Annotated in this window: 25 protein-coding genes; 9 read left to right on the top strand and 16 right to left on the bottom strand. The window is 63.4% G+C overall.

Going from position 1 to position 24,477, the window contains the following annotated elements; genetic code table 11:
* Positions 1 to 36 precede the first annotated feature (36 nt).
* The 3 genes from AC3EML_RS12615 to AC3EML_RS12605 all read right to left on the bottom strand — a co-directional run bounded on the left by AC3EML_RS12615 (position 37) and on the right by AC3EML_RS12605 (position 3,311).
* On the bottom strand, positions 37 to 429 hold the full coding sequence (locus AC3EML_RS12615; RefSeq protein WP_352521270.1) for an AtpZ/AtpI family protein: 393 nt from the start codon (positions 427 to 429) through the stop codon (positions 37 to 39).
* Between the two features lie 265 nt (positions 430 to 694).
* Positions 695 to 1,879: a cell wall hydrolase gene (locus AC3EML_RS12610; protein WP_023668487.1), complete on the bottom strand. Its 1,185-nt coding sequence runs from the start codon at positions 1,877 to 1,879 to the stop codon at positions 695 to 697.
* 136 nt (positions 1,880 to 2,015) lie between these two features.
* Positions 2,016 to 3,311, bottom strand: coding sequence for an MFS transporter (locus tag AC3EML_RS12605; protein ID WP_023726389.1), 1,296 nt, complete (start codon positions 3,309 to 3,311; stop codon positions 2,016 to 2,018).
* A 117-nt stretch (positions 3,312 to 3,428) separates the two neighbouring features.
* Here AC3EML_RS12605 and AC3EML_RS12600 point away from each other — a divergent pair, with 117 nt between their 5' ends.
* A complete protein-coding gene (locus AC3EML_RS12600; RefSeq protein WP_023668489.1) occupies positions 3,429 to 4,337 on the top strand; it encodes a LysR substrate-binding domain-containing protein in 909 nt (302 codons plus the stop codon).
* A gap of 233 nt (positions 4,338 to 4,570) precedes the next feature.
* Here AC3EML_RS12600 and der read toward each other — a convergent pair whose 3' ends face one another.
* Positions 4,571 to 6,001 (bottom strand): ribosome biogenesis GTPase Der, encoded by a 1,431-nt coding sequence (der, locus tag AC3EML_RS12595; protein ID WP_023668490.1) that lies wholly within the window; start codon positions 5,999 to 6,001, stop codon positions 4,571 to 4,573.
* A gap of 76 nt (positions 6,002 to 6,077) precedes the next feature.
* Positions 6,078 to 6,740, bottom strand: a complete 663-nt coding sequence (locus AC3EML_RS12590) for a tetratricopeptide repeat protein (protein ID WP_023726388.1) — start codon at positions 6,738 to 6,740, stop codon at positions 6,078 to 6,080.
* A 193-nt stretch (positions 6,741 to 6,933) separates the two neighbouring features.
* Here AC3EML_RS12590 and AC3EML_RS12585 point away from each other — a divergent pair, with 193 nt between their 5' ends.
* Positions 6,934 to 7,938: a polysaccharide deacetylase family protein gene (locus AC3EML_RS12585; protein ID WP_031214688.1), complete on the top strand. Its 1,005-nt coding sequence runs from the start codon at positions 6,934 to 6,936 to the stop codon at positions 7,936 to 7,938.
* 26 nt (positions 7,939 to 7,964) lie between these two features.
* Here the strand turns inward: AC3EML_RS12585 and sbmA are convergent, their stop codons facing one another.
* The 3 genes from sbmA to AC3EML_RS12570 all read right to left on the bottom strand — a co-directional run bounded on the left by sbmA (position 7,965) and on the right by AC3EML_RS12570 (position 10,803).
* Positions 7,965 to 9,233, bottom strand: a complete 1,269-nt coding sequence (sbmA, locus tag AC3EML_RS12580) for a peptide antibiotic transporter SbmA (protein WP_023704870.1) — start codon at positions 9,231 to 9,233, stop codon at positions 7,965 to 7,967.
* Positions 9,234 to 9,348: 115 nt separating this feature from the next.
* Complete coding sequence (locus AC3EML_RS12575; RefSeq protein ID WP_352521268.1) at positions 9,349 to 10,506, bottom strand: YbfB/YjiJ family MFS transporter; 1,158 nt, start codon at positions 10,504 to 10,506, stop codon at positions 9,349 to 9,351.
* Between the two features lie 81 nt (positions 10,507 to 10,587).
* On the bottom strand, positions 10,588 to 10,803 hold the full coding sequence (locus AC3EML_RS12570) for a hypothetical protein (protein ID WP_023668495.1): 216 nt from the start codon (positions 10,801 to 10,803) through the stop codon (positions 10,588 to 10,590).
* A 94-nt stretch (positions 10,804 to 10,897) separates the two neighbouring features.
* Between AC3EML_RS12570 and AC3EML_RS12565 the strand changes: the two genes are divergently transcribed.
* The 3 genes from AC3EML_RS12565 to AC3EML_RS12555 all read left to right on the top strand — a co-directional run bounded on the left by AC3EML_RS12565 (position 10,898) and on the right by AC3EML_RS12555 (position 13,528).
* Positions 10,898 to 11,812, top strand: coding sequence for a LysR substrate-binding domain-containing protein (locus AC3EML_RS12565; RefSeq protein ID WP_023687096.1), 915 nt, complete (start codon positions 10,898 to 10,900; stop codon positions 11,810 to 11,812).
* Positions 11,813 to 11,898: 86 nt separating this feature from the next.
* On the top strand, positions 11,899 to 13,155 hold the full coding sequence (locus AC3EML_RS12560; protein ID WP_023729299.1) for an aminopeptidase: 1,257 nt from the start codon (positions 11,899 to 11,901) through the stop codon (positions 13,153 to 13,155).
* 16 nt (positions 13,156 to 13,171) lie between these two features.
* Positions 13,172 to 13,528 carry a DUF488 domain-containing protein gene (locus tag AC3EML_RS12555; protein WP_352521267.1) on the top strand — a complete coding sequence of 119 codons (357 nt, stop codon included), beginning with the start codon at positions 13,172 to 13,174 and terminating at the stop codon, positions 13,526 to 13,528.
* Positions 13,529 to 13,738: 210 nt separating this feature from the next.
* On the opposite strand, the gene AC3EML_RS12550 is transcribed toward AC3EML_RS12555, so the two are convergent.
* Positions 13,739 to 14,086 carry an ArsC family reductase gene (locus tag AC3EML_RS12550; RefSeq protein WP_023709906.1) on the bottom strand — a complete coding sequence of 116 codons (348 nt, stop codon included), beginning with the start codon at positions 14,084 to 14,086 and terminating at the stop codon, positions 13,739 to 13,741.
* A gap of 165 nt (positions 14,087 to 14,251) precedes the next feature.
* Here AC3EML_RS12550 and AC3EML_RS12545 point away from each other — a divergent pair, with 165 nt between their 5' ends.
* Positions 14,252 to 14,608 (top strand): ArsR/SmtB family transcription factor, encoded by a 357-nt coding sequence (locus tag AC3EML_RS12545; RefSeq protein ID WP_488505222.1) that lies wholly within the window; start codon positions 14,252 to 14,254, stop codon positions 14,606 to 14,608.
* Positions 14,605 to 15,084: an SRPBCC family protein gene (locus tag AC3EML_RS12540; RefSeq protein ID WP_352521266.1), complete on the top strand. Its 480-nt coding sequence runs from the start codon at positions 14,605 to 14,607 to the stop codon at positions 15,082 to 15,084. The genes AC3EML_RS12545 and AC3EML_RS12540 overlap by 4 nt, the downstream gene beginning before the upstream one ends.
* Positions 15,085 to 15,175: 91 nt before the next feature.
* Here the strand turns inward: AC3EML_RS12540 and AC3EML_RS12535 are convergent, their stop codons facing one another.
* On the bottom strand, positions 15,176 to 15,529 hold the full coding sequence (locus AC3EML_RS12535; RefSeq protein WP_023668502.1) for a nuclear transport factor 2 family protein: 354 nt from the start codon (positions 15,527 to 15,529) through the stop codon (positions 15,176 to 15,178).
* Positions 15,530 to 15,716: 187 nt separating this feature from the next.
* Here AC3EML_RS12535 and AC3EML_RS12530 point away from each other — a divergent pair, with 187 nt between their 5' ends.
* Positions 15,717 to 16,421 carry an SOS response-associated peptidase gene (locus tag AC3EML_RS12530; protein ID WP_352521265.1) on the top strand — a complete coding sequence of 235 codons (705 nt, stop codon included), beginning with the start codon at positions 15,717 to 15,719 and terminating at the stop codon, positions 16,419 to 16,421.
* Positions 16,422 to 16,861: 440 nt separating this feature from the next.
* On the opposite strand, the gene AC3EML_RS12525 is transcribed toward AC3EML_RS12530, so the two are convergent.
* From AC3EML_RS12525 to AC3EML_RS12500, 6 genes are all read right to left on the bottom strand, one after another.
* Positions 16,862 to 17,947 carry an ABC transporter ATP-binding protein gene (locus tag AC3EML_RS12525; RefSeq protein ID WP_023668504.1) on the bottom strand — a complete coding sequence of 362 codons (1,086 nt, stop codon included), beginning with the start codon at positions 17,945 to 17,947 and terminating at the stop codon, positions 16,862 to 16,864.
* Positions 17,937 to 18,536, bottom strand: coding sequence for a helix-turn-helix domain-containing protein (locus AC3EML_RS12520; protein ID WP_023684396.1), 600 nt, complete (start codon positions 18,534 to 18,536; stop codon positions 17,937 to 17,939). Before AC3EML_RS12520 ends, AC3EML_RS12525 begins: the two co-directional genes overlap by 11 nt.
* 276 nt (positions 18,537 to 18,812) lie before the next feature.
* Positions 18,813 to 19,919 carry an ABC transporter substrate-binding protein gene (locus AC3EML_RS12515; protein ID WP_352521264.1) on the bottom strand — a complete coding sequence of 369 codons (1,107 nt, stop codon included), beginning with the start codon at positions 19,917 to 19,919 and terminating at the stop codon, positions 18,813 to 18,815.
* Between the two features lie 25 nt (positions 19,920 to 19,944).
* Complete coding sequence (locus AC3EML_RS12510; RefSeq protein ID WP_023709184.1) at positions 19,945 to 20,772, bottom strand: ABC transporter permease; 828 nt, start codon at positions 20,770 to 20,772, stop codon at positions 19,945 to 19,947.
* Positions 20,769 to 21,650: an ABC transporter permease gene (locus AC3EML_RS12505; RefSeq protein WP_023830315.1), complete on the bottom strand. Its 882-nt coding sequence runs from the start codon at positions 21,648 to 21,650 to the stop codon at positions 20,769 to 20,771. The genes AC3EML_RS12510 and AC3EML_RS12505 overlap by 4 nt, the downstream gene beginning before the upstream one ends.
* A gap of 96 nt (positions 21,651 to 21,746) precedes the next feature.
* Positions 21,747 to 23,024 carry an NAD(P)/FAD-dependent oxidoreductase gene (locus AC3EML_RS12500; RefSeq protein WP_352521263.1) on the bottom strand — a complete coding sequence of 426 codons (1,278 nt, stop codon included), beginning with the start codon at positions 23,022 to 23,024 and terminating at the stop codon, positions 21,747 to 21,749.
* A 175-nt stretch (positions 23,025 to 23,199) separates the two neighbouring features.
* Between AC3EML_RS12500 and AC3EML_RS12495 the strand changes: the two genes are divergently transcribed.
* The gene (locus tag AC3EML_RS12495; protein WP_352521262.1) at positions 23,200 to 24,357 is read left to right on the top strand and encodes a fumarylacetoacetate hydrolase family protein; all 1,158 of its coding nucleotides are present in this window, start codon (positions 23,200 to 23,202) and stop codon (positions 24,355 to 24,357) included.
* The last annotated feature ends 120 nt before the right edge of the window (positions 24,358 to 24,477 follow it).

The raw sequence follows: 24,477 nt of genomic DNA, 5'->3' as shown, positions 1-24,477 counted from the left end.
TTAAGTGTCCTTGTGCGCCATTGGCGGCGCGCCTTTTCATTCTTTCGGATCGTGCGACTTCTCGCTTTTTCCGAATTCCGCCACAACACCTGACGAACGCAGGACATTGAGCACGCCGGCGCCAAAGCCCAGCAACAAGCCGACGACCAGACCCCATGGCGAGGTTCCCGCCACACGATCCAGAAACCAGCCAAGGCCCACACCCACCACTATCCCGGCGATGAACTCGCTGGACAGCTTGAGCGCCTGGCCATATCCGGCCGTCGCTTTCGCGCCGTCATTCCCCTCGAACTGATCCGGCCGTCTTGTCGCAAGCGATGCTCCAAGCTCACGCCGGCGGCGTTCGAGATCTTCGTCGCGGATGTCGGCCTCGTGCTTGCTGCCGCGGCCGGTTTCTCCGGTTCCGTCTGGCCCGTTCTTGTCGGCCATCGTAACCCCCCTGCCCGGTCAGACCGTCACCGTCCGTCCGCTTCTAAAGTCGCCGGCAACATAGTTAGAGGGTTTGCGCCCGTCAAGCCACGGGCGGGACTTCAAAGCCATGTATTTTTTCTATTGGAATCAACCACTTGGCGAGGTGCGACATCGTGCCCGGCACTATCGGGTCGGCACATGCCCCGAATCCGTCCGGCGACCGCTGTCCGATTTCGGCTTCCAGGGCCTTTGCGGTTCGTTTGCGACAGGCAAGCCGAAGGGCTCAGCTCCAGCCGCCGCCATACGTGCGGTAGAAGATATGCAGGCCGATCTTGGTCATCTTCTGCATCGTGCGCGCCCAGCCCGGATGGACGTAGTTGGCGTAGTAGTGGGTCGATGAGCCGACTTCGGGAATGAATATCTTGCCGGCGGTGACCGCCATCGCGACGTCCTGCGCGGTCTTGTAGTGGGCGGGGCTCTCGATGCGCTTCTTGCGGCCGTCGCAGGCGAAGGAGAACTGGCAGCGGTTCAGCCAGTTGTCGTTCTGGTAGACGACGCCGCAAATCGAGTTCGGATAGGCCGGATTGCGGACGCGGTTGAGAATGACCTGCGCGACGGCGGCCTGGCCGCGCACGGATTCGCCGCGCGCCTCGAAATAGATGCCGTTGGCGAGGCAGGCCTGCTCCTTCGTGGAGAAGACGCTGGCCGGCAGCGGGTTCTGGATCCACGAGTGGTCACCCTTGGCCATCGGCGGAATGAAGCGCCCGCTGCTCGGCTCCTCGTCCTGCAGCAGCGCTTCGAAGGGTGAGGCCTTGGCGTAATCGGGTTCGGCCTGGGCATAGGCGGTGGCCAGCACGTCCGGTCTGTCATTGTTGACCAACGCGGCAAGCATGGCCGGCACGCCGGGATCGGGCTTCTTGTCCACGTTGGTGTGGAAGGCCTGGGCGATCTGGATTTCCTTGCCCTTGATGCCGGGCTTGGCGAAGGCGAGCTTCAGGCCGCTGTCCATGCTCGGCCGCAGCAGCGAGGACGTGCGCTGAAAGATCGAGCCGGCATTGAAGTTCTTCGGCGGCGCCACCGGCGAGACCTGGATGATGCGGCCCTTCTTGTCGGCGCGCATGATGCGGTCCTCGTCGGGCGTGATGCCGGCGACATTGCCCTTGCCGCGAAACGAGACCTTGCCGACGCCGGGCAGGCGCACGCCCGAGCCCGAGAGCGAACCGGTGGTGACGGAATCGATGAAAGGCATTTCGGCGGCATGAACCGAGCCGGCGACGGAGCGCTCGACATAAGAGTTCCAGCGGGTGCCCGAAGCTTCGAGGCCGGAAATCAAGCTGCCCATGTCCTGGTAGGCGACGACGGTCGGAAAGCCGATCCAGATGCCGAGCCCGATGACCAATGGCGATACGAAGGAACGTTTTTTCTCACCGGCGGCGGCGGCCAGCCGCTTCAGGACACGTCGATGCACGGGGAACTCTCCAGAAACGCCACTGAGCCACTGGAGAGCCAAAGTGAAGCATTAACCTTGATGCGGGGTTAACGCGGTTGATCGTGTTTTTCCGAAGCGGCCCGAAATGGGACGCCGTTTGCCGACCGGCAACCCGTCAGTTCGGCCGCAGGAAAATTGGCCATGCAATCAAGGCGCAGAGCGCGCCCACCAGCCAGACGCCAGGCCACGACCAGATGAGCAGCAATGCCGGAATGGCGGTCGGCACCACGAAGAAGGCGATGAAGACGAAGCTGTTGGCAAGACCGAGCGCGGTTCCGGCGCGGCTGGCGCCGGCAAGCGTGGCGAGTTCGGTGTAGGCGACGCCATGCCAGGCGGAGACCGAAATGCCGGCAACGACCAGCAGCACGGCGATCGCCAGGATCAACGCGGCATGGGCGTCTGGCGTGGCTCCTGCCGCCAGGACCAGCAGGCCGACGGCCGCGAAGCCAAGCGCGCTTGTCATGCTGCAGAGGCGCAGGAACCAGCGGCGGTTGCCATGGCGGTCGGTGAAGCGGCCGCTCCAGACGCGCATCACCATGGCGCCGGTCTGCACCGCGGCAAGGCTGGCGCTGATCGTGAGCGTGGCCATGCCGGCGAAATCGTGCAGGAAGACCGAGGCAAAGGTCAGCACCGCCACTTGCGGAAAGCAGAGCAGGCCGATGGCGGTGGCGATGCGCCAGACCTCGACATTGCGCAGCGGCGCCGGACCGCCCGACTTTGCCATGGCCATGCTGCCGGCATTGTCCAGTTCCGGCGGCTGGTGCAGCCATCGCCAGGCAAACAGCGCAGAGACGGCGTTCATGGCGGCCAGCAGCCCGAAGACCGCCGCGAAACCGTGCACCGATGCCAGCGACGGCAGGACCAGCGCGCCGAGCCCGCCGCCGAGCGGCACGGCGGTCTGCCTAATGCTCATGGCAAAGCCACGTTCGCCTTCGTGGAACCAGGCCATGATGGCGCGGCCGCTGGAACCGTTGACGCTGCCGCCGAGCAGGCCGGCGACCAGAAGGCATGCGGCCAGCATTGCGACGCCAGGCACATAGGTCACTGAGGGCACGATGAACAACGCCATCAAGGCGAGCCACGCCGCGGTCGCGCCAAGGCCGGTCAACAGCACGCCGCGATCGCCCCAGCGGTCGGTGAGCAGACCCCAGGGCAGTTCGCTCAAGGCAACGCCCAGTCCGAGAAGGCCGAGGACCAGGCCGAGATTGCCATTGCTCAAGTGATAGCCCGACCGCAGAAACACCGCCGCCGCCGGTATGCCGGCGAAGGTGGCGGAGAAACTGGCATTGGCGGCAACGCCGATGCCAAGCACCTTCCAGCGATGATTGGCGCGAAATCGTTCAGCCTTCGACCTGACGGCGGCGGCTCGGCCAACCCGGCCTGGCTCACGATTTGCGTCGGCAATCGACATGGCGGGACTCCTGTTGATGCCCTTTCGGGACCTTGACGCCTCGTCTTTACCGCCATAACTTCATCCCGAATATCGGGAATTTTTTGACAATTGTTCCCGAAAAACAGGACCGTTTTGATGCGCCGCGTAACCTTCGACCTCGATGTCCTCCGAAGCTTCGTCACCGGCATGGAACTCGGCAGCTTCGCCAAGGCCGCCGACCGGCTTGGACGCTCGACTTCGGCGGTGAGCGCGCAATTGAAGAAGCTGGAGGACCAGGCGGCGACGCCGATCTTCCGCAAGTCGGGCCGCGGACTGGCGTTGACCGAAGCCGGCGAAACCATGCTCGGCTATGCCAGGCGGCTGCTCGAGTTGAACGACGAGGCGGCCTCGGCCATCCACGACGTGGAACTGGAAGGCTGGGTCAGGCTCGGCCTGCAGGAGGATTTCGGCGAGGCGGTGCTGCCGGAGGTGCTCGGACGCTTCGCCCGCGCGCACCCCAAGGTCAAGATCGAGGCGCGGATCGGGCGCAGCTATGAACTCGCCGAGCGGATCACATCAGGCAATCTCGACATTGCGCTGGCCTGGGACAGCGGCCAGGCGCTGCCTTACAGCCGGCATGTCGGCGACGCGCAATTGCGCTGGATCGGGCCGGCAAAGCTGATCGAGACCAGGCTGCGCGAGGGCGAGGCACTGCCGCTGGTGGCGCTGGAAGCGCCATGCCTGCTGCGCACAGTGACGACGGAAACGCTCGACCGCGCCGGCCTGCCATGGCGGATGGCCTTCTCCAGCCCCAGCCTTGGCGGCATCTGGGCGGCGGTCGCCGCCGGCCTCGGCCTGACGATCCGCACCGATATCGGCCTGCCGGCCAATGTCAGGGCGATGGCGCCGCAAACGCTGGGCTTACCCGCGCTGCCGACCATGGCGCTGGTGCTGCACCAGAAAGACGCCGAACTGGACCCGGTGGCGGCGCGGCTGGCGGATATATTGTGGCACGCGGCGGTGGCGGCGCTGCCGCAGGACGAGCGGTTGAGAGAGGTCGCTTAGACGGAAGCGGCTGTCCAGCGTAGCGTTCCGTCACACCCCCCTCTGTCCTGCCGGACATCTCCCCCGCAAGGGGGGAGATTGGATCTCGCGAATGCTTTCGCCAATTTTCAACGTTGCAAGAGAGGCTCCAAAGACGAAACGACTGATCTCCCCCCTTGCGGGGGAGATGCCCGGCAGGGCAGAGGGGGGTGCTGTCCCGCCAATCTTGCGGAGAATTCCGCAACCGTCATCGCTCACTTGCGCTTGTTCGCTCTCCCCGCGAACGGGTTGTCCGAAGTCCGCAGCGCTATCCGGATCGGCACGCCGGGCATGTCGAAGGCTTCGCGCAGGCTGTTGGAGAGGTAGCGCACGTAGGATTGCGGCATCGCGTCGGGCCGCGAGCACTGGACGACGAAACCCGGCGGCCGGGTCTTGGCCTGGGTGACATATTTGACCTTGAGCCGGCGGCCGGCGACGGCGGGTGGCGGGTGATGCGCCAGAATGCTTTCCAGCCAACGGTTGAGCTTGCCGGTGGAAACGCGGCTGTTCCACACCTTGTGCGTCTTGATGACGGCATCCATCAGCTTGTCGAGGCTGCGGCCGGTCTCGGCCGAAACCGTCACCGCCTGGATGCCGCGCACCTGCGGCAAAAGCCGTGTGGTCTTTTCGCGCAGTTCCGTCAGCAGTTCCTGCGGATTGTCGATCAGGTCCCATTTGTTGAAGGCGATGACCGGCGCCCTGCCTTCGCGGATGATCAGGTCGGCGATCTGCAGATCCTGCTTCTCGAACGGGATGGTGGCGTCGAGCACGATGATGACGATCTCGGCAAAGCGGATGGCGCGCAAGCCGTCCTGCACCGACATCACTTCCAGCTTCTCGTGGATCCTGGCCTTGCGGCGCATGCCGGCAGTGTCGAACAGTTTTAGCCGGCGGCCATGCCAGTCCCAGTCGACGGAGATGGAATCGCGGGTGATGCCGGCTTCCGGGCCGGTCAGCAGCCGCTCCTCGCCGATCAACGCGTTGATCAGCGTCGACTTGCCGGCATTGGGCCGGCCGACGACGGCGATGCGCATCGGCTTGGTGTCGTCATAGGCGGGTTCGGCGTCGGGATCGGTGATGTCCTCGCCGATCAGCACCTCGCTGGCGGCGACGTCCTCGGCCTCGTCTTCTTCCTCGCCGAAGGCGCGGTCTTTGCCCAGCGCCTCGATCACCGCGTCGCGCAGATCGGGCATGCCCTGGCCGTGCTCGGCCGAGACCGGGATCGGCTCGCCCAAGCCCAGTTCCCAGGCTTCCAGCATGCCGCCCTGGGCGCCCTTGGCCTCGGCCTTGTTGGCGACCAGCACGACCGGCTTGCCGGACTTGCGCACGATCTCGGCAAAGGTGCGGTCGTCGGGCAAAAGCCCGGACTTGGCGTCGATGGTGAAGAAGATCAGGTCGGCTTCGCGGATCGCGATCTCGGTCTGCGCGCGCATGCGGCCGGGCAACGTCGAGGCGGCGGCGTCTTCGAAACCGGCGGTGTCGATGACATCGAAATGCAGATCGTAGAGTTTGGCCGCGTGGACGCGACGGTCGCGGGTGACGCCCGGCGTGTCGTCGACAAGCGCCAGCTTCCGTCCCACCAATCGGTTGAAAAGCGTCGATTTGCCGACATTGGGCCGGCCGATAATGGCGACTTTGAAGCTCATCCGGCTATCCATATCATCGCCCAAACCGCAGCGCGCCCTTGGGTCAGGCCCGAGGGCAGGCTTTGGGCGATGCGTATCATGACGCGCCCGAGCCGCGGATCAATTCCGACATCAGCGTCGCCCGCTGGCGCGCGTTGCGCGGGGCGCCGTCATCGGCGGCGATCTGGTCGAACAGTTTCAGCGCATCCTGGGTCTTGCCTTCCTTCCAGGCGGCAAGGCCGAGCGCTTCGCGCGCTGTGTGGCGCAGCGTGTTGTTGTCGGCGGTCAGCGCCTCGACGCGGCTGGAGACGTCGGCGAAGGAGCCGTGATCGACGAGCAGCAGGGCGGCCCGCAGGCGCGCCATGTCGCGAATGCCCTGCGGAATGGCGGTGTCGGCGGCGACGCCATCGAAATCCGTAACGGCGGCGGCAAAGTCGCCCTTGTCGGCCTTGACGGTTGCGGCGCGCATACGGGCGAGCAGTGGATAGGCGCCGTAGCCATCCTTTTCCAGCTGTTCGAGCGCTGTCAGCGACTCGTCGCTCTTGCCGTCATTGGCAAGCTTCAGCGCCTGCGAAAACGCATCGCCCGAGCGGTTGGCGCGGGTCTCGTCCCAATAGCGGTAGCCGACGAAGGCAGCGGTGCCGAGCACCACCAGGACGGCGAGGACAAGGATCGCCGGGCCGAAACGATCCCAAAGCACCTGCGCCTTTTCGCGACGGATCTCGTCGTTGACTTCGCGGATAAAACTGTCGTCGGACATCAATCAAAACCATTGCTGCCCCAACAGGGGCGCTTCTTGAGCCCGCGTTTTAGCGAAATTTCGCGGGCATGGAAGGGGCTCGGCAGGAAAATCGGCTAATCGCCAGGCGCATAGCTGCCGACGTTGATCGCACCCACGCCACATTTTGCCGATAGCCGGCTTGGACTGCCTCCAGATCAAGCCCAGATTGCCGATGCCACGTTTGTCCCGCGTTGTTGCGTTTTCCTCAGCCGTGTTTGCCATGGCTGGTGCGGCTTTCGCCGACCCGCCGGCGGCGCCATCCCCGGCAAAGCCGAAGCAGATCGTCATCATCTCGTTCGACAGCGCCCGTGAGATATCGCAATGGCAGCGCAGCCGGGCGCTAGCCAAGCGCACCGGCGCGCATTTTACCTACTTCCTTTCCTGCGTGTTCCTGCTGTCGCAGCAGACACGCGCCGAATACACCGCGCCGGCCAGGTCCGCGGGCAAATCCAACATCGGCTTTGCCGTCTCGAAGCAGGAAGTCGCGGACCGACTCGACCAGATCGGGCTTGCCGCTGCGGAGGGCCATGACATTGCCAGCCATGGCTGCGGCCATTTCGACGGCAAGGACTGGAGCAAGGCCGACTGGCTGAAGGAATTCGCCTCGTTCGGGCGCATTCTGGAGAACGCCTATACGATCAACGGCATTGCGCCCGAGCCCGCAGGCTGGCGCGCTATTGCCCATGCCGTGGTCGGCTTTCGCGCGCCCTATCTGTCGACCAGCAAAGGGCTCTACGAGGCCCTGCCTGAAGCCGGCTACCACTATGACGCCAGCGGCGTCTCGAACGGCCCGGTCGAGCCGCCGACCGGCGGCGGCTTGACCCGCTTTTCGCTGCCACAGATCCCGGAAGGCCCGAGTTCAAGGCCGGTGATCGCCATGGACTACAATCTCTATGTCAGGCATTCCGGCGGTTTCGAGCGGCCGAGCCAGGCAGCCGAGTTCAGCGATCGGACCTACCAGGCCTTCCGTGCTGCCTTCGACAAGCAATATCAGGGCAAGCGCATCCCATTGGTGCTGAGCTTCCACTTCACCTTGATGAACAACGGCGCCTACTGGAACGCGCTGGAGCGCTTTGCCGACGAGACGTGCGTGAAAGCCGACGTCGAATGCATCAGTTTTCGCGATTATGTGCAGCGGCAACGTGGTAGCGAGAGGCAGGCGGCGGTGGGCGGCTGAGCCGCCAACCGTCTGTGCAAATAGGATCAAGCCGGGTCGGGTTCCTTTGCCTGTTCCTGACGCTCCATGAAGTGGCGGTCAATGTCGGGCAGCGGCTCGCCGCGAATTGTCGCCTCGAAGGCGCGAAGGCGCTTGTGAACTGACAGAAGCTCGACAATCGTCGACCAAGAATTGACGAGATACTGGAATGAGTTGGTTACCTGACTGAAGGCTGAACTGACCTGGTTGATGAGACCCAGCGTCAGCGTTCCAGCGATCATGGAAGGCACCATCAGGAAGTAGGAGAAGACGTTGTTGGTCTGAAGATAAAGATAGCGGACCACGTTGAAATACACATAGTGGAAATACAGGCGAAAGTAGTTTTGCCGCACACTCGCAAACAGCTCCGCGACGGTCGGCGGCTGCGCCCGGGCCGGATCGTCCTCACCGTAGACGAGTTCCTTGCGATATGCTGCCTCGACGCGCTGGTTACGAAACTGCAAGCCAGGAAGCTTGATGCCTGCGGTCGCAATGATGACTGTACCGAAGACTGCCCAGAAGATCGCAGCCAAAACCAGCGGCTGAGGAACATGACCGATCAATGGCAACTCTGTGACATGCTTAGAATAACTGAGCAGGATCGGCATGAAAGCGATAAGCGTCATGATGGAATCGACGAAGCTAGTGCCAAGGTCTTCCATTATCTTGGAAAACCGCATCGTGTCTTCCTGCACACGCTGTGCAGCGCCCTCAATATGGCGCAGCTTCGGCCAATAGGACATGTAGTAATTGTTCATCGCAGTGCGCCAGCGAAACACCCAGTGGCTGACGAAGAAGTTTGTCAAAACGAACACGGTAACCGCGACAAGAGCGATACCGAGGAAAGTGATTATTTGAGCGTAAAGATCAGCCTCGGTTGCCTTGACCGTTTTGCTAACGATGCCCTGAATGAGGTCCCAGAATGGTCCATACCATGCGTTGATCGCCACGCTTACCTGCACCTGAAAGTAGGTCGTGAACAGGAGCAGCGAACTGCCGAGGATAGACCATTGGTCCCACGGGTGCGGAGAATACCAGTGCCAGAAGCCATAGAATATCAAAACGCCAAGCGCATAGTAGATGTAGAACCAGAGGAACGGAGGCGACCAGAACACCGAGACGCCTATGATGGGCGGCGCGTCGGCAAGAGCCGGAGGCAAGCCGAGAAACGCGCCAAGCTGGTCAGCACCGAGGAACCAGGCTGCCACGAGAACCGCAGTCCAGACGACGGCCGAGATGAAAAACAGCTTCGGCTGCGGGAAGAAGGATACGAACACTGTGGTGAAATCCTCGGTCGGTGCGCAAATCAGCGGGGTTCGGCGGGCATAAAGTCACACATTAGGTGGAAAGCAAATGCCCGTACCCGATGCCCGGCATCGAGCAAGACCACAATCATGGCGATTTTGGCGCGGCCGACCAGGTGATCCCAGCAGATACCAGCAATACGCCAGCAGCGACGATCGAGGCCAGGAAGAAGTTGCCCGAGGCTTGCGCCAGCAGTCCGGCGACGATCGGGCCGACGATCTGGCCGATGCCGAAGGAAGCGGTCATCAGCGCAAAAATCCGGCGCGGCGCCTCCGGCACGAGCTGCCTTGCCGTCTGCAGGCCGAGCGCGGTGATGGCGATGAAGGTGCCGCCGAGCAGGACGCCCGCCAGCAGCGGCCCGGCGGTGCCGCCGATGGCGACGCTGGCGGTGACGCCGACCACCTCGACCAGGCAGCCCAAGGCATAGGCGGTATAAAGCCCGATCCGTGCCGCTACCTTCTGCCACAGCCAGACCGAGGGAAAGCCGGCAAGGCCGGTGACCATCCAGACGCTTGCCTCGAAGACGCGGCCGCCGCCGCCCTGGCGCACGATGGCGACCAGGAAGGTCGCCGTCACCACATAGCCGAAGCCGAACAGGCCGTAGGCAACGATGACTTTTGCCAACGACCGGTCCCTCGGCAGTGCCGGTTCGCGGTCGGCCACGCCGCGGCCAGGTGCGGTGCCGCCGGCGAGCAAGGCGACCATCGCAAGGCCGCCGGCGGAAATCGCTGCCGACCACAGCCAGCCCGAAGCCCAGCCGGCATGTTCGGTGACCAGAACCGCCATCAGCGCTGAGGATGCCGCGATGCCGAGGCCGACGCCGCCGAAATGCAGCGCCTGCAGGTCGCTTCTGTTGGCGGCTGCCAGGTGACCGAAGACGATCGAGGCCATGAACACCATGACGAAGGCGCTGGCGAGACCGGCAAGGAAGCGGAGGACGACAAAGGCGGTCATCGTCTCGCTCAGCCCCATCAGGGCGGCGAGCGCAGCACTGGCGGCAAGGCCGCCAAACATCAGCAGGCGCTCGCGCCCATGCGCGCAGCCGCCGGCCGCCGCAAGCGCGCCGACGAGGTAGCCGAGGTAGTTGGCCGACGCGATCCAGCCGGCATCAGCCGGCGACAGATGCAGCTCCTCCATCATGCCGGGCAGGATCGGCGTGTAGACGAAACGGCCAATGCCCATGGCGACGGCCATGGCGATCATGCCAGCGAGAGCAAGGCGCAAGGGTGATGGAGCGGCGTTCATTGCAGCGCACCATAGAATTGGCGACCGATGAAACAATCCGCTTTGTGTTGGGCCAGCGGGCGCGACTAACGCCCCCGCATCTCAGCCGCAGCCGACCGCCCCGGTCTCGTAGGCGGTGCGGCGCGCCGTCAGCCGGAACGGGATATCTCCGAGTTCGCGTTCCGACATGGTGTCCAGCACCGGATGCGACAATGGGTCGGTAACCCAGTCGATGACATCGCCGCCGTGCATCCCATCATAGCGGTCCGGCCGGAGGCCGGCAGCGGCTAAGATCTTGAACAATGATACGATCGTCATCCTCGCCTCCTCGGTCTGACTGTCCCACTAAAATCTGCCTTGTCGGGCTGTCTTTCAATTGAGATTTCAGCCGCGCCGGTTTAGAAAAACTGAAATGGCTATGCTGAACCGCGTCCATCTCAACGGCCTGCGCGCCGTCGAAACCGTCGCCCGCCTCGGCTCGCTGGCGGCCGCTGCCGGCGAGCTCAACGTCTCCGTCAGCGCCGTCAGCCAGCAGATCAACCGCACCGAAAAGCAGCTTGGACAGGCGCTGTTCGAACGAACGGCGAGCGGGCTGGTGCTGACCGAGTTCGGCACGGTTTTTTCCGCCCGGCTTGGCGCCGGTTTTCGCGAGCTGGCGCAAGCGGTGGCGCTGGCCGACGAGGCAAGCCAGTGCACGCTGGTGGTTTCGGTGGCGCCGGCCTTCGCTTCGAAATGGCTGCTGCCGCGATTGTCGCGGCATTTCGACCGCCATCCCAACGTGCTGCTGCGCATCGACGCCTCGGTGCGGCTGGCCGATCTCGAGCGCTCCGACATCGACATCGCCATCCGGCTTGGCGACGGCAAATGGCCGGGCGGCCGGGCGGAACTTTTGTTGGCGCAGGAAGTCTTTCCGGTCTGCGCGCCGGTGATCGCCAAGAAACTGAAGTCGATCGAAGACCTGGCGCAGACCTGCGCCATCACCGACGAACGGGCGATGATCAACTGGGAGAGCTGGTTCAAGGCTGCCGGGGCCGAGCCGGTCAGCTTCCGCAAGGGCGCGCGCTTCACCGACCCGATGCTGTGCCTGGAATCGGCGATCGCCGGCCATGGCGTCATGCTCGGCTGGCAATTGCTGGCCGCCGATGCGCTGGCCGACGGCCGCCTCGTCGCGCCTTTCGGCGTGCGGGCGCAGAGCGGCCTCGGCTACTGGCTGGTGACCTCGGCGACCAAGACCGAAAGCCGCAAGGTGCGCGATTTCAAGATCTGGATCCGCGAGGAAATCGCGGCGACCGTGGCGCAGTTTAGCGCGCTGGAAAGCGCTGCCTAGGGCTGTCCGTCGCGACGGTGCTGGAAAGCACAGCCGCGCCGATCTATGTTGGAGCTTCACCTCCAAGACCAAGGCAGGGCAGGATCATGACCACACATTCGCGCGGCGTTTCCGCAACCATCGACCCGGTGAAGCTCGACAGGCTGGCGGAAGTCGCCATCAAGGTGGGGCTGCAATTGCAGCCGGGGCAGGATCTGGTGCTGACCTCGTCGATCGCCGCACTGCCGCTGACCAGGCGCATCGTTGAGCACGCTTATAAAGCGGGCGCCGGGCTGGTGACCCCAATCTTCAATGATGACGAGATCACGCTGGCGCGCTTCCGCTACGGCGCGGATGCCGGCTTCGACCGCGCCGCCGGCTGGATGTATGAAGGCATGGCGAAGGCCTTTTCCAACAATGCGGCGCGGCTTGCCGTGCGCGGCGAGGACCCGTCGCTGTTGTCGGCGCAGGACCCGGCGAAAGTGGCGCGCGCCAACAAGGCGAACTCTATGGCCTACCAGCCGGCGCTGGAAAAGATCACCGGCTTCGACATCAACTGGAACATCGTCGCTTTCCCAGATCTCGCCTGGGCAAAACAGGTCTTCCCCGGCGATGCCGACGATGTCGCGGTGGTGAAGCTCGCCGATGCGATCTTTTCGGCATCACGGGTCGATGTGGAAGACCCGATCGCAAACTGGACGGCGCACAATGCAGCGTTGCGCAGCCGCACCGAATGGCTCAACGGCCATAATTTTCACGATCTGCATTTCAGCGGCCCGGGCACCGACCTCACCGTCGGGCTGGCCGATGGCCATGAATGGATGGGCGGCGCTTCGACTGCCAAGAACGGCGTCACCTGCAATCCGAACATCCCGACCGAGGAGGTCTTCACCACGCCGCATGCACGGCGCGTCTCCGGCCATGTCTCCTCGACCAAGCCGCTGTCCTACCAGGGCACGCTGATCGACGATATCTCGGTGCGTTTCGAAGAGGGCAGGATCGTCGAGGCCAAGGCTTCGAAGGGCGAGGACGTGCTGAAGAAAGTGCTCGACACCGACGAGGGTTCGCGCCGGCTCGGCGAGGTGGCGCTGGTGCCGCATTCCTCGCCGATCTCGGCCAGCGGCCTGCTGTTCTTCAACACGCTGTTCGACGAGAACGCCGCCTGCCACATCGCGCTCGGGCAGTGCTATTCAAAATGCTTCGTCGACGGCGCCTCGCTCACCCAGGACGAAATCGCCCAGCGCGGCGGCAACAAGAGTTTTATCCACATCGACTGGATGATCGGCTCGGACAAGATCGACATAGACGGCGTGCACAAGGATGGCCGCAAGGTGCCGGTGATGCGCAAGGGTGAGTGGGCGTAAGCTCGCGGAGCGGCGGATGGGTTTCGACCTGACGGTCAAGCGAATTTACGAAGCACCCGCGCCCGATGACGGGCAGCGGGTGCTGGTCGATCGCATCTGGCCGCGCGGCATCAGCAAGGAGGATGCCGCGCTGACGCTGTGGCTGAAGGAGATCGCGCCGAGCGATGAATTGCGGAGGTGGTTCGGACATGAGCCGGCGCGATGGGCGGAGTTTCAGGTGCGGTATTCGGTCGAGCTGGATGGGAATAGAGAAGCGGTGGCGAAACTGCGTGGCCTGCTCGGCAAGGCCAAGGTGACGCTGCTTTATGGCGCGCATGACGAGGCGCATAACAATGCGGTGGCGTTGGCGGGGTATTTGCGCGTGACGGGTTGAGAGACAGCGAACCGCTGCATACGCCGCAAGCGAAAGCCTTCACAATTAGCGATCGCCCTCCACGCGTTCGTCATCCTCGGGCTGACCCGAGGATCCTGTGTGTTGTTCCCATGCTATGTTTGGGGTGGGAAGGAGACCGACAGGATCCCATGGTCTGCGCTGCGTCGCTTCGAACCTAGCTTCGCCACAGGATGACGAAGCGAGGCTACGCTACTTCACCACCCCTTCATAAGCCTCCGGCTTGAACCCCACCAAAATCTCATCCCCGACCTCGAGCACCGGGCGCTTGATCATCGTCGGGTTGGCCAGCATCAGCTTCCTGGCCTTCTTCTCGTCGAGCCCTTGCTTGTCCTTGTCCGGCAGTTCGCGAAATGTGGTGCTGCCCTTGTTGAGCAGCTTTTCCCAGCCAACCTTGCCGACCCACCCGTCCAGTCTGCCCGCCTCTATCCCCTCGGCCCGGTAGTCGTGAAAGCGGTAGGGCACAGCATGGCCCTCCAGCCAGGTGCGTGCCTTGCGGATCGTGTCGCAGGTGGTGATGCCGTACATGGTGATCGTCAAAACGCGCTTCCCTTGACTGACAGTCGAATCCTCAGACAGCCTAAAACCGCCCTCCCCGCTTTGCCAGCGTCCCAATCGCTAGCGGCGCTTTTTTAGAGGTTGCCAATACTAAGGAAATTTCCTAAGTATCTGTCTGCACCGCGTCGACAGACCTCAGGATCGCCCATGCCAAGCCTCCACGCCCCAACTACAAGTCTCCCGCCGATCGACGGCATCTTCCGCGCGCTGGCTGACCCGACGCGGCGGCGCGTGGTCGAGCGGCTGAACCGCAGTCCCGCCTCAGTCAGCGAGTTGGCGCAGCCTTTCGAGATGGCGCTGCCTTCCTTCATCGAGCATCTGAAAGTGCTGGAAGGCTGCGGACTGGTGCGATCGGAAAAAATCGGCCGCACCAGGACCTATCAGCTGGCGCCTGAACCGCTGCAGCTGGCCGAAAACTGGCTGGCCGAACAGCGCACGCTGTGGGAGCGCCAACTCGATCAATTCGACGCCTATGTGATGAGCCTCAAGGAGCAAGAAAAGTGAGCTATCCCTTCAAGCCCGACCCCAGACTGGACCTTGTGCTGGAGCGCATGCTCGACGCGCCGCGCGAACTCTTGTGGCGCGCGATGACGGTGCCGGAGCATGTCAAGCAATGGTTCACGCCCAAGCCCTGGCTGATCACCGATTGCGAGATCGACCTTCGTCCGGGCGGACTGTTCCGGACGCGCATGCAATCGCCCGACGGCAAGGAGGTCAACGACCGCCATTGCTGCTATCTCGAGATCGTGCCGAACGAGCGGCTGGTGTGGACCGATGCGCTGCTGCCGGGCTATCGGCCCTCGGGCGAGCCCTTCATCACCGCAGTCATTTCGCTTCAGTCGGATGACAAGGGCACGCGCTACACGGCAACGGCCATCCATCGCGACGAGGCTACCCGCAACAATCATGAAGAGATGGGGTTCTTCGACGGCTGGGGCACGGTGGCCGATCAGCTGGCGCAGTATGTGAAGACCATTTGAGCTTTTCCCACTGCGGCCAGGACTTTGTCCCGGCCGCCTGGTTTTTGGGTCGTGCAGCGAAGCGCGCGCCGGAACCCGACGGCACCCGGGCTCAGTAGTAGAAGCGCTCTTCGGTGATCTTGCCGTTCTTGACCGTGTACAGGCCAACCTCGTCCATGGTGACCCGTTCGCCGGTGGCCTTGGGCGTTATGTCGAACTTGAAGCGCACCGCGAACTGGTCGCCGTTGACATAGGGGCCTTCGACAGAGCCGCCATGGACTTCGTGGTTCGCTTGCCACCATTCGCCCTTTTGCCTGAGAGCCTCCTTGCCACGGGCGATGGCCATCGGCCCCTCCATGGCTTCGAGGCTGACGATATCATCGGCATTGTACTTTTCACCAGCACCCAGGTGATCCCCCTGCTGGAGCATTTCGGTGAAATCCTTGGCAACATCCGCGATGGTCATGTGTGTTCCTCCTGTTCAGACTGGTTTGAAGTAGGGAAGCGCTTGCCGGCCCGCCACCTTTACCCGCACGACAGCTGACACGGTGTGTCAGGACGATGGATATAGCGCGGCTGTGTGACGACGATTGCGGCGGCGTCGGACAGCGACTTCGGTTGCAGACAAAAGCCAATTCCGCAATGCTGGGTGCATGTGCAACCTCTACAACATCACGACGACGCAAGAGGCGGTCCGCCAATGGACCCGCACATTGCACGATATCAGCGGCAACCTCGAACCTTCGCTTGATGTCTATCCCAATCAACCTGGGCTTGTCGTTCGCAACAGGGCGGATGGGGAGCGTGAACTGGCGAAACTGCTTTGGGGTTTGCCAACGCCGCCCGAGCGCATGAAAGGTAAGGCCGACTACGGCACCACCAACGTTCGCAATCCGCAATATTCGCACTGGCAGCAATATGTGGGGGTCGAGCACAGATGTGTCGTGCCGGTGACCAGCTTTGCCGAGCCCAGCCCTGCGGCGAACGATAAAGACCCGGAAACAGGAATCCAGCGAAATTACTGGTTTGCCCGTGGCGAGAGCCGGCCGTTGTTCTTCTTCGCTGGTTTCTGGACGTCTTGGCAGGGCGTGCGAAAGGTCAAGGACGGTCCCGGCGACTTCGAGCTATACGCCTTCATGACCACCAAGCCTAATGCTCTCATTGCGCCGATCCATGAGAAGGCTATGCCCGTGATCCTCACCACGCCGGAGGAAACCGAGGCTTGGCTGACGGCGCCATGGTCGGAAGCACGGCATTTGCAGCGGACGGCGCCCAACGACGCGTTGGTGATCGTTGAGAAGCCAGCCACACAGATCAAGTTCCCACCACAGGCCCCGGCCCAAGGGTCTCTGTTTTAGCCCGAAATCGGCTCTCCTCAATCGTCGTCTCGCCAGATTACCCGGCGAACCATGCGGATTTCGACAAGACGTCTGACGCGAATTTTAAGGCGTTCAGCAGCGCTTGGCAGAATGATGCCTGCATCGAGCTCACGACCTTTGCAGCGCTCGCACCGCATGTGCCGCTCCACATCCCAAAAGGGGATATCACCAACCAGCTTTGCGAGATCGCCAGGCAGATAGTGTCGAGTGATGTTGCAGTTCCGACATCGAACACGAATTAGCTGCCCGACTTCATGCGCCAAGCAGAGGGTTTGCACATTTCGGCGCGGTCGGGTGCTTAGTTCGGGCATCCCGCAAAGTAGGAATATGTTCCTTTGCGAGTCAATTCACACTTAATTCCACCTTGGCGATCTTCACAGCAGGTTAAATCCAACCGTCGATGAAGGGATTGGGTTGGATCAGCTTGGCAGCATAGGGCAGTTGGCACCACGGCGCAGGCTGATATGCGCCACGTCGCCGACGCTGAATTGAAAGCCCTCGGCCTGGCGCGGCGCATCGATCACCACCGGCAATCCCTGCCCCAGCTCAGCATGCAGCCGCAGCGTGCGGCCGTGGAAGACGATGGAGTTGACGCGCGCCGGCGCGGTGCCGGCGGCGGCATCGGTGGTGGCCAGCAAGTCCTCGGGGCGAACGCCGATGGTGCGCTCAGTGCCTTCGCCGGGTGTGTCGCCGGTTTCAGATGTTGCTTCCAGCGAAAGCCCGCCAGCGGCGAAGCGCAGGCGGTCGCCGTCGCGGCCGATGAAGCGCGATTGCAAGAGGTTCATGGTGCCGATGAAGCTTGCGACGAATTTCGTCGCCGGCCGGTCGTAAAGCGTAGCCGGCGGCGCGATCTGCTCGATGCGGCCCTTGTTCATGACGACGATGCGGTCGGAGATCGACAGCGCTTCGGTCTGGTCGTGGGTGACCATGACGAAGGTGGTGCCGAGCCGCGACTGCAGCCGCTTCAGTTCGACCTGCATCTGTTCGCGCAGATGCGCATCGAGCGCCGACAGCGGTTCATCGAGCAACAGAACGCGCGGCTCGCAGACTATGGCGCGGGCGAGCGCGACGCGCTGGCGCTGGCCACCCGACAGTTCGGAAACGCGGGCGCCGAGCTTGTCGGCGAGGCCGACCATGTCGAGGGCTTCGCGGACGCGCTTTGCCTGCTCGGCGCCGGACAGTTTGCGCAGCGACAGGCCGAAGCCGACATTCTCGGCGACCTTCATATGCGGGAACAGCGCATAATCCTGGAACACGGTGTTGACGGGACGGTCGAACGGCCTGAGCGCGGTGATGTCGCGACCATCGAGCAGCACCTTGCCGCTCGACGGGCTCTCGAAACCGGCAATGACGCGCAGGCTGGTGGTCTTGCCGCAGCCCGAGGGCCCGAGCAGGGTGATGAACTCGCCGCTGATAATGTCGAGATCGACGGCGTCGAGCCCGACAATGCCGCCGGGGAAAACCTTCGAGACCGTGTCCAGGCGTACCAGCGCATCAGGCGCCATCGCGAACCTCGGACGGCTTGGTGGTGTTGACCCAGAGGATCTGGCAAGGCTCGGTGCCGGGATTGCGGAAGGCGTGCAGAAGCGTGCTCTTGAAGGCAAAGGAGTCGCCGCTCTTCAGCACGTATTTTGTCGAGTCCACCACCAGTTCGACCTCGCCCGACAGGACATAGCCGAACTCGTGACCGATATGCGCATAGGCTTCCGCCGTGCCGCCATCGGCTTCCACGGTCACCAAGAGGCCGGTCAGCGCCGCGCCCGGCGGCGACAGCAGCGCCTTGGCGATGCCTTCCGACTTGACCGGGAGCTGCCGCCTTTTGTCGGCGCGCACGCAATAGAGATCGTTGGCGGCTTCGTTGCCGTCGGTGATCAGCGCCGAAGGCTCGATGTCGAGCGCGGCCGCAAGCGGCCAGATCACCTTGACGCGCAGCGAAGACAGGCCGCGCTCGATCTGGCTCAGCGCACCGATGGAGACGCCGGCTTTTGCTGCCAGCTCGGCCAGCGACAAATTGCGCTCCAGCCGCAGCGCCCGCACGCGCCGGCCGACGCGAATGTCGGCGTCGGCCTTTGGTTTCGCTTCAAGCATGTCCATCAGTTGGTCCTTGTTGCAGTCTTTGACGCGGCGGCAAGACCCGCGGGCTTCAGGAGATTAGTCACAATTACCTGCCGTCGGCGCTGCCCCTCCCTGCCGGACATTTCTCCCCGTATAGTGACGGGGAGAAAGCGGCTGGTCGCAAACTCGGCGCCATTTCTGCAACGTTTGCGGTTTGCGAAATCGCTGGTGACAGCGCCCCTCTCCCCGTCTCTATACGGGGAGAGGATGCCGGCAGGCAGGTGAGGGGCAGCGCAACCGTCGGCGATGGATCCCTCACCCGCCCGCCTTCACTTTCTCGAACATCTTCGCCACATCGTCGTTCTGCTTCATCGGGCCGGTGAAGATGGTGGTCTTCAGCATCACCTCCGGGTCGGCCGGCAATTGCAGCTTGTCCAGTTCGTCCTTCGCCACGCCGGCGAAGGCGGTGCTCAGCGAGCTGCCATAGCCGTAGGCTTGGATCAGGTACTTACCCGAGTCGGCGTCGAGCCGGCTGTTGATGAAGTCATAGGCGAGGTCGACGTTTTTGGCGTCCTTGAGCATGACGAAGCCGCAGGCCCAGGTCAGCATGCCCTCCTTCGGCTTCATGAACTCGACCGGCACGCCCTGCTTCTTCAGCGAGGTTGCCGACGCGTTCCAGGTCATGGCGGCGACCAGCTGGCCGCTGGCCAGCGCCTGTTCGACCGAGGTCATGTCGGTGGTGTAGTTGGAGAGCAGCGGACGCTGCTCGCGCAATTTTTCCGCCACCTTGTCCATCTGCTCCGGCGTCATATCGAAGGGGTTTACGCCGGCCAGAAGTGCTGCAACGATCGGCGTGTCATGCACGGCATCGATGGTCGCCATGCGGCCGGCATATTGCTTGTCCCACAGAAGGTTCCAGCTCGCTTCCGGGTTCTTCACCAGATCGGTGCGGTAGAGGATCGAGGTGTTGCCCCAGTCCCACGGCACCATCCAGACCTTGCCGTCGCCGGCCTGGATGTCGGGCAGGTTCTTGAACACCGGGAAGATCGAATCCCAGTTCTTGATGCGCTTGGTATCGATCGGCTGCAGCAGGCCTTCCTTGTTCCAGCGCGCCACCTTGTCGTAGCAGGGATGGGCGATATCGGGGCGGAAGCCGGCCTTGACCTTGGTGAAGGCATCGTCGTCGTCGCCGAAGATCGAGGCCTCGACGCCATCGAGATGGGCCGTCAGGAAGCTCTTGTTGAAGTCGGGCAGTTCATAGCCGGACCAGGTGAAATATTGCAGCTTGTCGGCGGCGAAGGCGACAGTCGACGACAGGACGATTGCAAGCGCGGCAAGCCCGGTGCGGGCTGTCTTTGCAGTGATCGATTTCGGGCCAGTGATCGATTTCAGCCCAGTAATTGATTTCGGGTCGAATGCCATTTCGGTTCTCCTCTTTTGTTATGGTTCAGGCTGGACTGGTGGGCGCCGTCCGACGGGCTGTGCTCAGCCCGCGATGGCGCAGGATTTCGGCGATGCCGGCGATGATGACGGACACAGCAAGGATAGCTGTCCCCAGCGCCATCACGGTCGGCAGCGAGCGAGGAAAACGCAGTTGGCTCCAGATGTAGAGCGGCAGCGTCGGCTCGGTGCCGGCGAGGAAGAAGACGACGATGAACTCGTCGAAGGAAATCAGAAAGGCCAGCATGAAGGCCGAGACGATGGCCGGCAGCGAGAGCGGCAACATCACCCGCCGGAAGGTCGTCCAGTCGGAAGCGCCGAGATCGAGTGCGGCCTCGCGAATGGTTTTCGGAATTGCGGCAAACCGGCTGCGCATGATCACCACGGTGGTCGGCAGCGCCACCAGTATGTGGCCGAGAACGATGGCGATGCGCGACGGGCCGAGGCCGATGAGATTGACGAGGATCAGCAACGATATGCCGACGATGACGCCGGGGATCAGGATCGGCAGCCTGGAGATGGCGCTGATGGTGGCGGCGAGCGGCGAACGACCGTAGAGGTCCATATAGGAGACGGTGATGCCGCAGAGCGTGGCGCCGGCGGCGGCCACGACGCCAATGACGAGACTGTTCAAAAGCGCGCCGGACAGCGCCGGATTGCCATAGAGCGTGGCATACCATTCGAGCGTGAAGCCCTGCAGCGGAAACGCGGCCTGGATGGAGTTGTTGAAGGAAAACAGCGGGATCAACAGCACCGGCAGATAGAGGAAGACGAGATAGGCAAGCACATAGACGCCGAGCCAGCCGCGGCCATCATCTCTCCGCGCCGCGCTCATGTGCGGCTGCCGAATTTGCGGTCGGCGCCGCGTGCGACCAGCACCACGCAGAGGATGACCAGCATCACGCAGACTGAAAGTGCCGCCCCGAACGGCCAGTCATTGGCCTTGCCGAACTGCGACTGGATCAATGTGCCGATCATGGTGCTGGCGGGACCGCCGACCATGGCCGGGGTGACATAGTCGCCGACCGTCGGCACAAAGACGACGAGGGCGGCCGCCAGAACGCCCGGCATCGAATTGGGCAAGACGACGCGGCGAAACGCCGTGAACGGTCTGGCGCCGAGATCGGAGGCGGCTTCGAGCAGTGATTTCGGGATGGTGTCCAGCGCCACATAGATCGGCAGGATGGCGAAGGGCGCATAGGCATGCGCCAGCGTGACGACCACCGCCGCCGGCGTGTTGAGGAAGGCCAGCGTCGGCTCCGACCAGATGCCGCTTTCGATCAGCGCCGAGTTCAAGACGCCGTTGTAGGCGAGCACGATCTTCCAGGCGAAGACGCGCAGGAGATAGCTGGTCCAGAACGGCAGGGTCACCAGAAACAAAAGCAGGCTGCGGCGGCGGCCGGCATAGAAGGCGAGATAGTAGGCGACGGGATAGGCGGTGACGACGGTCGCCAGCGTCACCAGGCCGGCGATCACCAGAGAGCGCAGCGTCACCGTCCAGTAGAGCGGATCGGAGACCACGGTGATGAAGTTGCCTGCCCTGAAGCCGGCGCCGAGCAGCGAACCGTCATTGCCGCGAAGTGAGAGGAAGAGCACAAGGCCAAGGGCAAACAGGATCAGGAACAAGGTGACCAGCCCGCCCGGCAGCAACATGGCGAAGCGGAAGCCTCGGGACGACCCTGCCGGCGCTTCTGTTGCAACGATGCTCGACATCGGACTGCTCAACGGAAATATGAAATCGGCTTAGCTTTTTTCATATTTGTGAAACTGTCAAGCTGAATCCACGAGGCCTAGGCGACCGGCGCCCAATCAGCGCTCGAAGGCGTCGAGCATCCGGTACCAGGCGATGGTCGCGGCGACGCCGACCTGGCGGAAGGCGTGGAACGGGATCGGCCGGACCGGCGACAGCGGGAACGGCAATTGATTGACATCGCCGCCCGCGAGGTAGCCCGCCATGCGTTTTCCCAGCGCGGTCATCAGGCCGACGCCCCTGCCCTGGCAACCAACCACGGCGAGCAGGCCCTTTTCCGGCTCATGGATGTGCGGCAGGTGATCCGGTGTCATCGCCACGCGGCCGAACCAGCGCTTCTCGATGACGACATCGGAGAGCGCCGGATAGAGCCGCACCAGCGCGCGCTGCAGATGCGCCCAGTCGGCCTCGCTCCTCGGCCGCGCCATGCGACCGCGGCCGCCAAGCACCAGATGGCCGTCGGCTGTTTTGCGGTAGTAGACGAGAATGCGCCTGGAGTCGGACACCGCCTGCCCTTCCGGCAGGATCGTCGCCGCAAGGTTGGATGACAGCGGCGCGGTCGCGACCTGGAAGGAATGCAGCGGCACGATCGTTTCCGCGAGGCCCGGAAGCAGTCCATCGGTATAGGCGTTCGTCGCCAGGACAACCGCTTTCGCCCGCACCTCGGCGCCGCTTTCGGTTGAGACACGCCAAAGGCCGGCCTCCTTGCGGAGTTTCACCACCTTCTGCCGCTCGGCAATGCTGGCGCCGGCGGCGGCGGCGATGCGCGCCAGTTCCACTGTATAGGCGAGCGGATCGATGATGCCGGCGCGGCGGTCGAGCCAGCCGCCGAGATAGCCTTGCGCGCCGGTCATAGCGGCGATCTCGCTTTCATTCAGAAGCCGGACATCGGCGCCACGCGCCCGCCATTGACGATCCCTGTTCGCCGCCGCTTTCAATGCGGTTTCGGTATGCGCGGCCTGGATCCAGCCATTGCGGGTGAACGGCACCGCCAGCTTTTCGTCTTGGATGAGATCGAACACCGTATCCGCCGTCGAGGCGGCGAAATCGACCAGCGCTTGGCCACGCTCGGGGCCGAAATGCTCGAGCAGCCATTCGGGATCATATTTCAGGCCGGGAATGACCTGGCCGCCATTGAGGCCCGAGGCGCCCTGGCCGATCTCGCCAGCCTCCAGCACCTGTACACCGAGACCGAGCCCGGCTGCGTGCAAGGCGGTCGACAGGCCCATGAAGCCGCCGCCGACGATGGCAACGTCGACCGGCGCAGTGACGAGCAACTGGAAGGCGGATGCGGTCTGCGGCTTCTGCCAGATCGGAACGGAAAACGGTGCGGGCAAGGCTTCACCTGGAGTATGCGGAAATGAAAATTCTAGTGCCAGTTTCATTTTTTTGAAAGAGCGGGCCTCATGTCAGAACCGACAATTGCCTGCGCCACTGGATAGACCTTTGGCGTGAATCCGGTGAAAGTGCAGCGGCCCAGCTGCCATCTCGATCATCAAAGGACCGTAAGCCATGACGAACCCAACGCAGCTTCCCGCCGACGGGCTCTTCATCGGCCGAGCCAGGGCAAGCGATGCCTCGCATCCGCTGGTGGTCACCGTGCGCGACGGCATCGTTTTCGACGTCACCTCGACCACCGCACCCACAGTGCGCGACATCTGCGAGATGGCCGATCCGGCCGGACACGTGCGCTCTGCCAAGGGCGAACCGATCGGCTCGCTCGACGCGATCGCCGCCAACAGTTTTCAGGCCACCCGCGATCCGGCAAAACCCTATCTGCTCTCGCCTGTCGACCTGCAGGCGGTGAAGGCGTCGGGCGTGACCTTCGTGGTCAGCCTGCTCGAACGCGTCATCGAGGAGCAGGCGCGCGGCTCGGCGGAAAAGGCCGACGCCATCCGCGCCGACATTGCCGGGCTGATCGGCCACGATCTGTCCAAGCTGAAGCCCGGCTCGCCCGAAGCGATGGAGATCAAGGCCAAGCTCATCCAGCGCGGCGCCTGGTCGCAATATCTGGAAGTCGGCATCGGCCCCGACGCCGAGATCTTCACCAAATGCCAGCCGATGGCGTCCGTCGGCTTCGGCGCCGATGTCGGGCTGCATCCTGTCTCCACCTGGAACAACCCCGAGCCGGAGATCGCCCTGATCGCCGCCAGCACCGGCAAGATCGTCGGCGCGACCATCGGCAACGACGTCAATCTGCGCGACGTCGAGGGACGCTCGGCGCTGCTGCTCGGCAAGGCCAAGGACAACAATGCCTCGGCCTCGCTTGGGCCCTTCATCCGGTTGTTCGACGCAAGCTTTTCCATCGACGATGTCAAGCGCGCCACGGTGCGGCTGAAGGTCGAGGGCGAGGACGGGTTTTCGCTGGAGGGCGCGAGCTCGATGGCCGAGATCAGCCGTTCGCCCGAAGAGCTGGTCGCGGCCGCCATGGGGCCGCACCACCAGTATCCCGACGGCTTGGCGCTTTATCTCGGCACCATGTTCGTGCCGTCGAAGGATCGCGGCGAGAAGGGCAAGGGATTCACCCACAAGATCGGCGACATCGTCACCATCTCGTCGGAGAAATTCGGCGCGCTGGTGAACCGCGTGCTTCTGTCGCCCGATTGCCCGCACTGGACCTACGGCGCCAGCCATCTCATGCGGGACCTCGCCAAGGCCGACCTGATCTGATTTCGGAGCAGCGGGACGAACGGATAGCCGATAAACGTTCGTATCCGGTCCCTGTAAGCCGTTTGTTAGCGGAATCCGGGTGACTGTATCGGAAATTCGCTCCAGGATCGGGGCGCGGTC

The sequence above is a fragment of the Mesorhizobium sp. P170090 genome, from assembly GCF_057786115.1.
The sequence above is the reverse complement of the archived record's forward strand: the minus strand, read 5'-3'. Positions and strand labels throughout refer to the sequence as shown.